The following is a 14,175-nucleotide window of genomic DNA, read 5'->3' on the forward strand; positions in this document are numbered from 1 at the left end:
AGTTGGTATGAGGGTAGCGGTAGGTCAGGCAGGAGGACCCACCTCCGTTATTAATCAAAGTCTGTCCGCCTTCATTTCGGAATTCTCTCCCGGAGATCTTTATTTAATCGTAAACGGATATGAAGGATTGGCAGATGATCACATGATTCAAATGGGTGAAGAGGAACAGAAGCATATACAGATGCGCAAACAAGAGCCGGGGGCATTACTCGGTTCAGGAAGGTTCTCTTTTACTCATGAGCAAATAAAACGCGCTCTGTCACACTTAATAAGACGTAAAATAGACGTTCTTGTTTTTATAGGTGGAAATGGCACGATGAGCGCACTTCATAGCTTGCAGCAGCAAGCAGAGGCTCAAGGATATCCTCTGAACGTTATTGGTATACCTAAAACAGTGGATAATGATATAGCCGGAATTGACCATGCCCCGGGATTTGCAAGTGCAGCCAAATATGTTGCCCAGAGTACCCACTTTTCAGAGCTGGATTTGAAAGCGATGCGTAATTTTGAGCAGGTCAGGATTCTCGAAACGATGGGGCGCAATGTTGGATGGTTAGCTTCAGCGGCAGGATACCTGAGCACTGAAAGCCAAGGACCTGATTATATTTACGTACCTGAACATGAATATTCTATTGATCTTATTATGAAGGATGTTGCAAGAGCTTATCGGGCAAAGGGCTACTGTTTAATCGTCATAAGTGAGGGTGTGAGCCTGAATAATAATCAAACTTCTTTATCAAACTCCAGAGGCAGAACGATTTTAGGAGGTGTCTCAAAGCAGATTGAAGGTGCGGTCAAAGAGAAGCTTCAGCTGACAGCGCGTGCAGAATTGCTTGGCATGAATCAACGCTGTTACAGGCCCGCAGTGTCAAAAGTAGACGAAGCAGAAGCCGTGCTGGTAGGACACAGAGCAGCAGAACTTGTAAAAGGGAATGAAAGCGGATTTATGATTGGCCTCCAACGTCGTGATACAATAGGTTATAAGGCAGAGGTCACACAAGTACCACTGCATATTGTATACGATGGAGGTGAACGCTTTCTTCCTGATTATTATATAAACGAGCGACAGCATTACAATAAGTGGCTGCAAGGCATTATTGACATCCCGGAGCCTGCTGTTTCTAAGCATTCAGGAAGAAGCATGATCTTATGAAAAAACAAGCACAATTCTTAGACCATTCAAAAGGATCTCTTTATTTACAAATAAAAGATATATTAATTGCGAGGATTCAGGATCAGCATTGGCAGCCTAATAAACTGATTCCTACTGAACAGGAACTGATGGATGAGTTCGGAGTAAGCAGAACGACCATTCGGCAGGCAATTCAAATTCTGGTTCAAAACGGGCTTCTTGAAAAAAAGCAAGGCAGAGGCACCGTCGTAAAACCGCAACGTCTTCAGGGGAGTCTTGGGCGCTTGAAGGGATTCGCAGAAGAAGTAATTGAGAGCGGAAGAGTCCCTCGTTCTAAAACGCTGCGAGCAGAATTCAGAGAAGATTTATATCAAGAAAAGACGGTTTTGATGCTGCAACCACATGAGAAAGTGCTTTTAGTGGAGCGGATCCGATTTGCCGACGAAACACCTGTCGCGCTTGAACGGACTGTATGGCCGGAAGAGATCGGAAAACTATTAATCAATGAGAACCTTGATGAAGCAAAATACTATCATATTTTAGAGCAGCAAAACATTTGGCTGAAACGGGCTTCAGAACAGATTAAAGCGATCAATGCTACTTTGTTGGAAGCAGATTATTTAGGGATTAGAGGCGGCGAAGCATTGTTGGAAATGACACGATTAAGCTTTGGAGTAAATGATAAGCCAATAGAGTATACGAAAACCAAATACCGCGGAGATCAGTACCAGTACGATATCGATCTCGAACGATAGAGGAGGAATTAGCATGCCATACGTTTCTGGTAAAGACATGCTGACAAAAGCTTACCAAGAAGGTTTTGGAGTAGGAGCATTCAGCGCTCATAATGCGGAAACTATACAAGGGATATTGGCAGCCGCTGAAGAGAAGCAAGCGCCAATTATGATTCAGGTTGGTCAGAAAGTCATTCAAAATGTTGGTCTTGAACCAATGAAAGCGTTAATTGATGTATACATGAAAGACATTACTGTGCCAGTGGCTATCCACCTTGATCATTGTCGCGATGTGGCTCAGGCGATGCGTGCCATTCAGCTGGGATTTCAGTCTGTGATGTTTGATGGCTCTGCATTATCAATAGACGATAATGTAGCAAAAACCAAGCTCGTAGCAGAAGCCGCCAAACATCTTGGAATAGGAAGCGAAGGTGAAATTGGTAAAATAGGCGGAACAGAAGATGATATTACGGTTGATGAAAAAGACGCGCAAATTACGACAAAAGAAGAAGCGGTTTCCTTTGCCCAGGACAGCGGGGTAGATTATTTGGCTGTATCGATTGGAACGGCTCACGGAATCTACAAGCAGGAGCCCGAATTGGCCTTTGACCGGATTCAGGAAATATCTGAAGCATTGAATCAACCGATCGTCATGCATGGTGGATCCGATGTTCCGGATGAAGATGTACAAAAAGCAATTTCATTAGGTATAGCTAAAATCAATGTTGATACAGAATTACGGGTAGCATTTACAGAAGGAATGAAGGAATGCTTAGCGAATAATCCCGAAGAGTATCATTTAGCTCACTCACTCGGTGCAGGCAAAGATCAAATGAAGGCTAAAGTAATGGAGAAGATTGACGTGTTTGGAAGTGCGGGAAAAGCAGATTTATTTTAAAAATTAAAGGTAGGTATGAATATTAATTTGAGGTGATGTATTGTGGCGGTATCATATGAAACCTATGGTCAGTGGATAGACAATCAGTATCAGCTAAGCAGCGATCGAATGAATGTAACGAATAAATTTACAGACAGTGTCATAGCTGAAGTAAGCGTAGCGACGAAAGAGGAGTATGTGAAAATGGAGGAGTCTGCGGTTCAAGCATCACGTCATCTACTTTCTACTTATGAGCGCTATGAGATCTTAAAAAAAGCAGCTGATTTATTAAAAGATAGGCAGCAGCAGTTCGGTGAAATCATTGCTGCTGAAGTTGGTAAATCCATCTCAGAAGCAACAGGAGAGGCCGGAAGGGCAGCGCTGACGCTGGAAGTATCTGCAGAAGAAGCGAAACGAATCCAGGGCGAAGTCGTACCTGTAGAATCTGCACCTGGCAGCGAGAATCGGCAGGCGTTTACCATCAAAGAACCTGTCGGGGTGATTGGAGCGATTACGCCGTTTAACGTACCGCTTAATCTTGTTTGTCACAAGCTCGGACCTGCGCTGGCATCTGGAAATGCCGTCATTTTAAAACCAGCGGAAGTAACGCCGCTGAGTGCGTTAAAGCTGGCTGAATTGTTGAAAGAGGCTGGACTGCCTGAAGGATGGCTTCACGTTATCACAGGAAAAGGAAAAGAAATCGGTACGTGGATGACAGAAAGCGAACGCATTCAAATGATTACGTTTACAGGAAGTCCTTCTGTAGGACTCTGGCTGAAACAGCGAGCAGGGCATAAAAAAGTAAGCCTCGAGCTTGGAAATAATTCAGCTGTCATTGTTCATAAAGATGCAGATATTAAAAAAGCAGCCGAGCAGGTAGCACAAAAATCGTTTAATAACGCCGGACAGGTTTGTATTTCCGTTCAGAGAGTTTTTGTTCATAAAGAAATAAAAGCTTCATTTTTAAAGGAAGTGAAACATTATACGGAAGCTTTAGTTACAGGTGATCCGTTTGAGAAAGAAACACAAGTGGGGCCGATGATCAGTAAAGAAGCGCTAAAGCGGGTTCAGCAATGGATCACCGAGGCGGTGGATCTGGGAGCCCAGGTATTAACTGGAAATGAAACAGATGGAAATCTGCTGAAACCGACGGTTCTTGTTGACCCTCCGCAGCATGCGAAGGTTTGTCAGGAAGAAGTCTTTGGCCCAGTTGTATCTATTTTAGAGTACGAGACAGAGGAAGAAGCAATTGATTTTGTGAATCAATCAAAATATGGACTGCAGGCAGGCTTATTCACAAATGATCTTACGTTTATCATGAGGGCCGCTAAAGAAATCAAAGTAGGCGGACTGATCATCAATGACACGTCAGGATACCGAGTTGATCATATGCCATATGGAGGATTGAAAGAAAGCGGAGAAGGAAAAGAAGGCCCTAAATACGCCATGCAGGAAATGATGAATGAGCGATTGATTGTCCTTCAGCCAGCAGAGTAACAGGATACAAAGCCTGCTCCATGCCAGGAGCATCTCGATTTTCAATACGAGATGCTCCTTTCCTGTACAAAAATACAGATAAGGATACAGGATCCTACGTTTTTTAAAAGTAGATTAGAGAGGAAAAATGAATGGAATTTCTAACAGTAGTACTTCCGATTTTTGTAATCTTCGCCATCGGTTATATTGGACAAAGAATATTTTCATTTGATACGCGGCAATTGTCGACTATGGCCCTATACTTGATTTCTCCTTTCTTGGTATTTAGAACATTTTATACAAATACATTGTCACAAGAGTATATGTACCTTCTGCTTTATACACTGCTGTTATCTGGAATATTGCTTGTTTTAATCAGAATGTTTGCGACGTTTCGAAACTGGCAGCCAGGTGAAACCGCTGGTGTCATGCTTGCAGGATCTTTTATGAATAATGGGAATTATGGAGCTCCATTAGCATTATTTGTCTTTGGCGCAGCCGGAATGGATATTGCAATCATTCTCATGGTTTTACAACAAATTATGATGAGTACGGTAGGTATATTCATTGCTTCCAAAGGCGGAAAAGGCGGGGGATCGGTAGGGAAAGCTATGATGAGTGTATTGAAAATGCCGATTTTACATGCAGCTATTTTAGGTATCACCGTACAAGTTTCTCCATTATCATTAGGAGGAGCAGTCGCCAACATCGTTAGCTTAGTAGCAGATGCGGCAATTCCAGTCATCATGATTATTCTCGGGATGCAGCTCGCTAATGTCACCATTAAAAAAGTAAAGTATGAAATGATTGTTTCAGCAGTAGTTGTGAGGATCCTCATCTCGCCACTTTTAGCGATCGTGCTGGTTTGGTTTATGCCGCTAGACGAAATGACAAAGCTTGTCATGATTTTAATGGCGGCAACTCCAACCTCTGCCAATATTACTCTTTATGCGCTGCGCTTTAAAACGGAGCCTGAATTCGTCTCTCTTACAACATTAGTTACGACGGTGTTAACACTTGTATCGATGCCAATTACGATGTGGTTTTTGCTTTCGTGAACAATAAAAAAGGAGAGGGCCGACTGGCCTTCTCCTTTTTTGTTAACCTTTGACTGCACCTGCTGTCATACCAGCTACAAAGTAACGTTGCAGGAAGATATAAGCGAGCACCATCGGAGCTGAAGCGATCATGACCCCTGTAAATAACATCGGGTAGTTTGTTGCATATTGCCCTTGGAATTCAAGAAGAGCCAACGGGAGCGTTTTATAGGAGTTATCCGTGATAAATAACAGCGGATACAATAAATCGTTCCAATGCATGACGAATAAAAAGATAGCCGTCGCAGATAGGGACGGTAACGATAATGGAATAACGACAGACGTAAACATTTTCCATTCACCTGCGCCATCAATCGTAGAAGCCTCAAAAAGCTCTTTAGGAAGAGTTTTCATAAAACCGGTTAATATAAAGACTGCTACAGGCATCGTGACAGATATATTGACGAGAATTAAGCCAAGTAAACTATTGGTTAATCCAAGTTCAAGAACGACATTATAAAGCGGGACCATGTTAACTTGAGCAGGAACCATCATTCCTAATGTAAATAGAAGGAAGACAATCGTGCCTACCCAGTTCGATATCCGGGTGATCGCAAAAGCAATCATTGCGGAGAAAAACAGAGTAAAGGTTACGGAGAATAAGGTAACAATAACACTGTTTACAAAATAACCTGCCATCGTTTCACTTTGAAAAATGTCGATATAATTAGTGATATTCAATCCGTCTCCAGGCAGACCTAATGGATTTTCAAACGTCTCGCTCATGGTTTTCATGGAAGTCAGGACGACCATCGTGAGCGGAACGATAATGAGCAGTGCATAAATAAGAACCGCAAAGCGCCGGAATAGCATGTTCATCTCTCCTTTTAATAGGAAACTTTATCTGAACGCAGAACCTTGAATTGAAGGAACGTAATAATGGCGATAATGACCATGAATATAACGGAGATCGCGGAAGCATAACCAAAGTTATAGTTTCGGAAAGCGACCTCATAGATATAGGTAGCGATGATTTCTGTTGAGTGGTTAGGTCCGCCACGCGTCGTTGCGAAAATTAAATCGAATGCTTTAAAGGACTGGATCGTCGTGTAAGCAACAACAATAGTAGCGGATGGAGCTAAAAGCGGCCACGTAATTTTTTTGAACGTCTGCCACTTGGAGGCGCCCTCAATTTTGGCTACTTCGTAAAGATCATTTGGTATTGCATGTAGACCAGCAACAAAAATAATAAGCATTTGACCGGTATGAAACCACACCTGTGTAAAGGCAAGAGAATAGATAGCGATGTTTTGATTTCCTAGCCAGTTCTGTTGAAGAGCCTGCAGGCCTACTACATCCAGCAGTGAATTTAGAAGCCCCATTGACGGGTCATAAACGAAAGACCAGATAAAGGCAACAGATACAGACGATAAGATAGTTGGAAAGAAAAACAACGCTCGTACGAAAATATTAAACTTCGTATTCTTAATAAGAATGATCGCAAAGATTAAGGAAAACAGCGTCTGGAAAATGACAACGAAAATCATAAAAGTGAGGTTATTTCCAATCGATTGCGCGAAAATGCTATCATTAGTCGCTGCTCGAATATAGTTATCGACACCGATGAACTCAAAATCTGTTGAGATACCATCCCAGTTCGTGAATGAATAGAAGAACGCACTTAAGGTGGGGAAGATAAAAAAGATGCTGTATAAAATGAAACCGGGTATGAGAAACAGAAAAATGTTTTTAGATGCTTTCATAGCAGTATCAGTCCTTTAATGAATAATCTGCTTCACTAGTTATGTAAAGAACACGGAGGGAGGTAGCTCCCCCCTGTATCAAGTTTAATCGATATTCTGATCAACAACTTGCTGGGCTTGCTCTGCAGCTGACTGCGGATCGTCTCCTCCAAGAACTTGTTCAATGGAGCTTAGTACCGCATTTTCTACAGAAGAGTTAGTAATAAAGAAACGCGGCTGAAAACGTGTTTCTTTGTCTGTTAACCAGTAAGCCGTATCTTCCAAAGCCTCCGAAGTATAGTCTACATCTTCAATGGTGAGGTGCTGACCTGTTTCATTTGCATATTTAGAAGCTACTTCAGGCTGACTCAAATAATCGATAAACTGTTTGGCCTCTTCCTGCTTATCGGAATTCGCATTTACACCGAGCATGAAAGTAGCAGTATGAATACCTTCGTAAATTGCTTCATCTTCTGCTACCGTAATTGGAGCTAAAAAGTCGAGATTGAGATCGGGATTTTGTTCTGTTAGGGAAGCCATATGATAAGAGCCTGTCGCTAGCATCGCGGCTTCCTCTTGAGCAACTGCCGCTATCGCTGAGTCCTGCTGAATACCAAGGGCATCCTGAGAAATAAATTCTCTATCTAGCAGAGTCTGGAAGTCTTCAAGTGTGCTAACCCACCATTCATTAGTAAGCTGTTCTTCACCGGCTTCTAATTTAGCGAAAATATCTTCATCCGGAGCATTATTCATCATCATACTGTTCATAAATTGGTTGGGGCCGATATCGCCCCCTGGAAAAGCAATTGGAGTGATATCGTTCTCTAACAATGTGTCACCCATTTCTAGAAACTCGTCCCAGCTGTTAGGGGGTTCAAGACCTAATTCATCGAACATATCAACGTTATAAACGGGCATATTAAATACCATTTGATATGGGAGAGCCATTTGCTGACCATCTGCTTGTCCAATTTCAATTGCTTCAGCATTGAAATTGCCGACAAAGTCTTCGTCTGTCAAATCCTCGAAAAAGCCGGCATTTTGAATGACTTCAAATTGTGAGCCTGGGAAAGACGTGAAAACATCTCCCACAGACCCATCTCGCAGCATCTGCTGAGCATTCGACTGATACTGTTCGGAAGGATAGATATTCATTTCCACTGTAATATCAGGATGTTCGGCTTCAAATTCATCAATAATTTCATCAAAGACCTCACTATCTTCGCCGCGCCAGTGGATAAAACTTATCTGCGTCTGATCTCCGCTGGCTTCTGCATTAGACTCGTTATTGGATGAGCCAGCGTTGCCTCCACCTTCTTCTCCTGCACAAGCGTTCAAAACTAAAGCAAGTCCTACAGCAGTTGCAGATGTCATAAACAAGCTCTTTTTCATGTGAACCACCCCTAAACATAATAATAAATAAATAAAGATAGGTACCTTTAACTCCAAAAAAATATGCGCTGTTCATATGTAAGATTATTGCATGATATTGAAGCGCTTTCAACCATTTTTTTAAATAGTTTGAAAAAAAGAAAAGTCACTGAATGAATAAAGTGAATACTGAGTTAATTGTTTTTGTCATGAGAACAAAGTGTAATTGAGGTTTAAAGGTTACTATGTTTTAATAAAGATGATAATAAATACGGATATACAAAAGGAGTCGTCGTTATGAATTCATACCCAACAATGAATGATGTGATCGATTCTCAAGTGATAGCAGCTGTGAAACGCGAAAAAGATATGGAAGCCGCTCTTAAATGTAAAGCCGATACGGTGTTTCTTTTATGTGGAGATCTCATCTCTGCTGGGAACATGATTAGCGCGTTAAATCAAGCAGATAAAAAAGTGTTTTTGCATATCGATTTACTGGAAGGGATCGATAACAGTAAACACGCCTTACGGTTCGCGGCAAAAGAGTGGAAAATTACCGGGATTATTACGACACGACTTCATGTCACAAAGAATGCAAAAAAAGAAGGATTGTTAGCTATACAACGAATATTTGCCATTGATCAATCCGCTTATCAAAAAGGACTCGACATGGGTGATTATGCGGATGCTTTAGAAGTGTTGCCCGGAGTGATGCCGAAAGTAATAGACAAAATGACAAAGCGTGTTTCTACGCCAATAATCGCAGGCGGACTTATTGAATCAAAGCAAGAAATTAGAGAGGCATTAAAAGCAGGAGCCTTAGCAGCTTCGGTTAGTAATACTTCGTTATGGAATACTGGTCTTTAAAATAACTTGCTACGAGGAGGGAGATTGATGAAGGAGAAAACGAATAGGCAGTTGGAGCAATATAAGGCCCATATTCGAGATACACGCACAAACGAACTTGAAAATGTATACTACTATTACGTGAAAGTATATGAAGAAAGTCAGAAGACACAAAACTAAGGAGGGTCTCTCGATAACAATTAGAAGTCGCTGAACGATATCATTCAGCGACAGGGTTATTGTGCTTAATATATATCAGGCCTGTTTTGATGCGAAGCGATTCAAAATAAATGCTGGTTTTTTTCTGGCAAATTTAATCGGGGCTATTCCTAGATCGTTAAGTTGTTTTATATCGCTCTTTATTGACCCTATCTGGGTACTATACTCAGTAATCATACGCCCGGTCAGTAATTTCGTATGGGTGAGTGCTGCGATCTTCGCTGAACTTGCCGGGATAACGGACAGCTTTTGTTCGACGCACTCTTTGCCGATTTTTGTATACAGCCTGTGAATCCGCTGCTGATGGATCCAAAGCGTTGGCAGGGAATAGATCATGCGCAGGAAGTGCGGCAGCTTTTTACCGCTGCTGTCGAGAATCGCGTCAATCGCTTCGTGCACGTCTTCGATTTCCTCCAGCTCGGCAGACAGTTGCGGGAAGTGCCACAGCTGACGGACGGTTTTCGTGCGGACGCTTCGTTTGAGCCTGTTCTCTTCGAAGCGGATCAGTCGCTCGATTTCCTTTTGTTCACGCTGGAGCTTGTGAAGAAGCCTTTTCACATGGTCAAGCTGAGCTTTCGTCTCCTGATAAGCCGCTGCGGAGGGAGCGGTGGCTTGAGCTGCCTTTTTCATGCTCCAGGCTTGAATCATGTGCTCCAGTTCATTCCGATCGGCGGGACGATCACCGCTGCAGGACAGCTTTACGATCGACAACAGCACGGCCGTATCGCGGTAGGCTGTGGAAGACCCTGTCTGCAGGTTGCTGTAGGTTGTGTGTTCAAGCAGATCCATAAACGTACCGGATGCCAGCAGCGCTTCATTCGGACAGCTTGTTTCACGTATCCGCTGAAACAGCGGGTTCACGCCGCGGGTCGTCACATACAGCAGAATCGATGACCGGGAAAAGCTCGTTAACTGTGTCAGCTGCTGAAGCTGCACGCGCTGCTTCGTGGAAAGGCTGTGGATCACATACTGCAGCAGCTTGGCGGCAGTCGTTTGTTCATCAGCGGATAAGGCAAACCACTGCGTGTGCAACTGCTGAAACGTCGCGTCAATCAGGTCGGTGATGACGTCGGAGAATCCGATTTTCAATGAAACGCCATGAGTACGGCTGTAGCTGCCACAAGCTTTCTGCAGCAAGAGGGCAGCGACTTCACTCAACTGCTTATACGTATCAGGTGAACCGGTCTTGATGTTGTAATAACAGGCGAGATCCATCACAAGCTGACAGCCTGAATCCGAAGCGTTGCGGTTTTGCGACGAGAACCGGCACAGCTGCTCGGAAGCATCCTGAATAACGGCAGGATCGGTGGTCAGGACAGAATCAACGAATCGAGCATGATGCATGCAATCACTCCCCTTTGAGTAAGATGCGCTACGAGTCATGATGACAGACCTGGCTTCCTAAATATTACCTTTCTACACCTTATACTACATAAATTATCAGAAAATTACAACTTTAATTTATAGAGGGGAATATAGAGGTTTACTAGCGGGTGAAGTCGCCTATAAGTAGCGTGTTTACGCATAAAAGTGGTTCACATACGCATAACGGCCGTTATCATACGCACAATGAAGCCTTCCTTACGCATAAAAGCCGTATCGATACGCATAAGCGTCGACAGTTACGAATAGTTGCCATGCCTGCCACAAAAAAAGGCCGCCATCCTTGGCGGCTTCTTCTTATTCTTCTGAAATGGTATCTCCTTCATAATCGGAAATGCCGCCCATGACGACGGTCAGTTGATCGGTGTCATAGCCGTTCTCGATCAGATGTTCTCCGACTTCGATGCTGCGGTTTTGCGTCTGGCAGAGAATAATGACCTCCTGATCCTCGCCGACGAGTGACGGATCTTCCATGACGTCATTCATCGGAATGTTCGTGAATCCGCTGATGTGCTCTTCTGCGAATTCATCTTCTTCCCGGACGTCGAGATAGAGAACCTCATCGTCAAATCCATCCTCATATATGTGCTCCTGCAGCTCATCGGTGCTCATTTCCTCCATTGCGGTTTCATCGGTCCCGCAGGCGGCAAGCAACAGGAGCGGCAGGGTGTATAATAGCTTTTTCATTAATATCGTCCTCCTCGCAGACAGTATAGCATGCGGACCTGTTCAGTGCTAAAGTAATGGGATACATTTATTGACATGGGGTCTAAGGATCAGTGCCTTTTGTCACTTTGTTACGGTTTCAGGCTGTTTTTTGGCCTATTTGTGACTTCGATTCATTAAATCATCCTATTGAGCGATGAATGCGCTCCCAATAGAATGAAGAGTGTACGCTACTTTTCTACATAGGAGGCCAAGATGCATGAAATTTAAACGTAGTGCAGCAGGGGTATTGGCAGTGAGCATGATCGCCATGACAGGAACGGTGGCAGCAGAAGGTCCGGGAAACAGTAACGGAAAAGGACCACATCGCGCTGTTGAAAACGTAGACGTGATCGATGCAGAAAGCTTTTCCATTTCGTTTGATAAGACGTATCCGGCAGGACTTCCGCTGGAGCGAATTGTCGACGTATCGGTTGTGGATGAAGACGGGGAAGCAATCGATGTCGGAGATCTGGATGTAGAAGTAAACAAAAGCGACCGCTCGGAAGTAACCGTGACACATGACTCGCTTCGCGGGGAAACCGGTACACTGACGGTTGGAGCAGAAGAGCTTGACTTTGACTACTATGAATTTGAATTAAGTATTTTCCATACAAATGATAACCACGGCCGCACCGATGCGTTCCCGCATCTCGTAACGGCCTATGAAGCAGCGCAGGAAGAGTACGGGGAAGGGCTGCTTCTTGATGCAGGAGACGTGTTCTCCGGTACGCTTTACTTTAACGAGTTCCGCGGTCAGGACGCCGTGCAGTTCATGAACTATATGGGCTATGACGCGTTCGTTCCCGGTAACCACGAGTTTGACCTCGGTGATCCGGACGAAGGACACCCGGAGCTGGTGGAGTTCTTTGAAGCTGCAGAGTTCCCAATCGTTGCAGCCAACATGGATTTCTCCGGAGACCATGGTTTTGATCACCTCGTTCAGGGCGGTATCGCGCGTGACGCAGAAGACAGCAACATCTATGACGGCATCATCGTCGAGCAGGACGGGGAAGAAATCGGTATTTTCGGTTTAAATACGGAAGACACAGAAACGATCTCCAGCCCGGAAAATGTTTTGTTTACGGATTACTTGGAGGCCGCGGAGGAAGCGGTAGCCAACCTGCAGGAGGAAGGCGTCGATAAGATTGTGGCGCTAACGCACTTGAACTTCTCCGGCAGCTACAGTGATCAGACGCTCGCAGCAAATGTGGAAGGCATCGATGTGATCATCGGCGGCCACAGCCACGATGAAGTAGAACCACCGCTGCTCGTAGAAGAAAATGCAGACGGTGAGCCAATGGACCCGACTGTCATCGGACAAGCCGGTGAATATGGTGATTTCCTGGGGGCAATGAACGTCGTGTTTGACCGTGACGGTGTTGTCACAGGAGTAGACGGCGAGCTGTTTGCGTCAGAAGAGTTTGAAGCAGACCCTGTGGCAGCCGAAATGCTCGAGCCATTTACAGCGGAAGTAGAAGAGCTGCAGAACACGCCGGTAAACGCGACGATTGTCAATGACCTTCCGAACCCGCGCTCCGGTGCTGGAAGTGATGTAAGCGTGCGCGCGAATGAAACAGCGCTCGGCAACCTGATCACAGACGGCCAGCTGGATGCAGCGCTGACAGCCGATGACGATGTCATCATGGCGGTTCAAAACGGCGGCGGAATTCGCGAAGCGCTCGCAGCAGGCACACCGTCGATCGGTGACGTGATTACTGTTCAGCCTTTCGGTAACCGACTGGCACTAATGGATATCACAGGGGACGAGCTGTACGAAGCATTTGAGTTCAGCGTAAAAGACGCTCCGGATGAATTTGGCGGCTTCCTGCACGTATCTGATGGAACCGAAATTGTTTACAGCAGCGACAATGAAGCAGGCGAGCGTGTGGAATCCATCACCGTTGACGGCGAAGAAATCGCGCGTGACGATACGATGCACACGATCGCAACGAACAACTTCACCGCTGGCGGCGGCGACGGCTATGATGTCTTCGCAGATATTAACGATGACGGACGCGTAACGATCGTCGGCTTCACCGACTGGGAAATGCTCCGTGACTACATGGAAGACCTCGGCGAAGTAGACTACGATGTAGAAGGACGCATCGTCGACACAGCAGCTGAATAATCAATAGCGACGGCCCCTTTCGCATGAAGGGGGCTGTTTTTTGTGAGAAAAGAAGGGGCTTATCGAGTCGGTTGAAGAAGGCAGTTTTTCGCATGGAGGGAAAAGTACCTCGTAAAGAGCGAAAGCCTCCTCATAAAGAGCAGATCGCACCTCGTAACGGGCAAAACCCGCCTCGTAAACGGGGGTGCCGGTGCGAATAGCGGAGTTGAGCTGCGAATAGTGATGAAGGTGGGAGCTTCGGAAGTATCCGAAGCTTTCATATTTACAGGAAGGATGCTTTCGGCCGGGAGCCGAAAGCATCGCAAGGAGGTTTCTCACAAAAGCAGGAAAATACCTCGTAAAGAGCAAAAGCCTCCTCATAAAAAGCAGATCGCACCTAGTAACGGGTAAAAACAGCCTCGTAAACGGGGGTACCGGTGCGAATAGCGGGATTGAGATACGAATAGTGAGGAAGAGGGGGCTGTCTCAAAAGCCCTTTATGAAACAAAAAAAGCGGTGCCGGATGTGTCCGGTTCCGCTTTT

At 44.8% G+C, this 14,175-nt stretch carries 12 protein-coding genes; 7 read left to right on the top strand and 5 right to left on the bottom strand.

Annotated elements, in window-relative coordinates; translation table 11 throughout:
* Positions 1 to 7: 7 nt before the first annotated feature.
* The 5 genes from ACFO4L_RS09650 (at position 8) to ACFO4L_RS09670 (ending at position 5,277) form a co-directional block, all read left to right on the top strand.
* On the top strand, positions 8 to 1,153 hold the full coding sequence (locus ACFO4L_RS09650) for a diphosphate--fructose-6-phosphate 1-phosphotransferase (protein WP_377909463.1): 1,146 nt from the start codon (positions 8 to 10) through the stop codon (positions 1,151 to 1,153).
* Positions 1,150 to 1,887, top strand: coding sequence for a GntR family transcriptional regulator (locus ACFO4L_RS09655; RefSeq protein WP_377909464.1), 738 nt, complete (start codon positions 1,150 to 1,152; stop codon positions 1,885 to 1,887). The genes ACFO4L_RS09650 and ACFO4L_RS09655 overlap by 4 nt, the downstream gene beginning before the upstream one ends.
* Before the next feature lie 13 nt (positions 1,888 to 1,900).
* Positions 1,901 to 2,764 (top strand): class II fructose-bisphosphate aldolase, encoded by an 864-nt coding sequence (locus ACFO4L_RS09660; protein WP_377909465.1) that lies wholly within the window; start codon positions 1,901 to 1,903, stop codon positions 2,762 to 2,764.
* A 42-nt stretch (positions 2,765 to 2,806) separates the two neighbouring features.
* Positions 2,807 to 4,240, top strand: a complete 1,434-nt coding sequence (locus ACFO4L_RS09665; protein ID WP_377909466.1) for an aldehyde dehydrogenase family protein — start codon at positions 2,807 to 2,809, stop codon at positions 4,238 to 4,240.
* A gap of 131 nt (positions 4,241 to 4,371) precedes the next feature.
* Entirely contained in the window at positions 4,372 to 5,277 is a 906-nt protein-coding gene (locus tag ACFO4L_RS09670) for an AEC family transporter (protein ID WP_377909467.1), read from the top strand.
* Positions 5,278 to 5,319: 42 nt separating this feature from the next.
* On the opposite strand, the gene ACFO4L_RS09675 is transcribed toward ACFO4L_RS09670, so the two are convergent.
* The 3 genes from ACFO4L_RS09675 to ACFO4L_RS09685 form a co-directional block, all read right to left on the bottom strand.
* Positions 5,320 to 6,129 (bottom strand): carbohydrate ABC transporter permease, encoded by an 810-nt coding sequence (locus ACFO4L_RS09675; protein ID WP_377909468.1) that lies wholly within the window; start codon positions 6,127 to 6,129, stop codon positions 5,320 to 5,322.
* A gap of 14 nt (positions 6,130 to 6,143) precedes the next feature.
* Positions 6,144 to 7,019, bottom strand: coding sequence for a carbohydrate ABC transporter permease (locus tag ACFO4L_RS09680; protein ID WP_377909469.1), 876 nt, complete (start codon positions 7,017 to 7,019; stop codon positions 6,144 to 6,146).
* A gap of 84 nt (positions 7,020 to 7,103) precedes the next feature.
* Positions 7,104 to 8,390: an ABC transporter substrate-binding protein gene (locus ACFO4L_RS09685; protein WP_377909470.1), complete on the bottom strand. Its 1,287-nt coding sequence runs from the start codon at positions 8,388 to 8,390 to the stop codon at positions 7,104 to 7,106.
* A gap of 276 nt (positions 8,391 to 8,666) precedes the next feature.
* On the opposite strand from ACFO4L_RS09685, the gene ACFO4L_RS09690 reads away from it, so the two are divergent.
* Positions 8,667 to 9,236 carry a glycerol-3-phosphate responsive antiterminator gene (locus ACFO4L_RS09690; RefSeq protein ID WP_377909471.1) on the top strand — a complete coding sequence of 190 codons (570 nt, stop codon included), beginning with the start codon at positions 8,667 to 8,669 and terminating at the stop codon, positions 9,234 to 9,236.
* 234 nt (positions 9,237 to 9,470) lie between these two features.
* On the opposite strand, the gene ACFO4L_RS09695 is transcribed toward ACFO4L_RS09690, so the two are convergent.
* A complete protein-coding gene (locus tag ACFO4L_RS09695; protein WP_377909472.1) occupies positions 9,471 to 10,778 on the bottom strand; it encodes a hypothetical protein in 1,308 nt (435 codons plus the stop codon).
* A 336-nt stretch (positions 10,779 to 11,114) separates the two neighbouring features.
* On the bottom strand, positions 11,115 to 11,504 hold the full coding sequence (locus tag ACFO4L_RS09700; protein ID WP_377909473.1) for a rhodanese-like domain-containing protein: 390 nt from the start codon (positions 11,502 to 11,504) through the stop codon (positions 11,115 to 11,117).
* Positions 11,505 to 11,742: 238 nt separating this feature from the next.
* On the opposite strand from ACFO4L_RS09700, the gene ACFO4L_RS09705 reads away from it, so the two are divergent.
* On the top strand, positions 11,743 to 13,653 hold the full coding sequence (locus tag ACFO4L_RS09705) for a bifunctional metallophosphatase/5'-nucleotidase (protein WP_377909474.1): 1,911 nt from the start codon (positions 11,743 to 11,745) through the stop codon (positions 13,651 to 13,653).
* Positions 13,654 to 14,175: the final 522 nt, after the last annotated feature.

The organism is Bacillus daqingensis, assembly GCF_042654445.1.
GTDB classification, from domain to species: domain Bacteria; phylum Bacillota; class Bacilli; order Bacillales; family Salisediminibacteriaceae; genus Alkalicoccus; species Alkalicoccus luteus.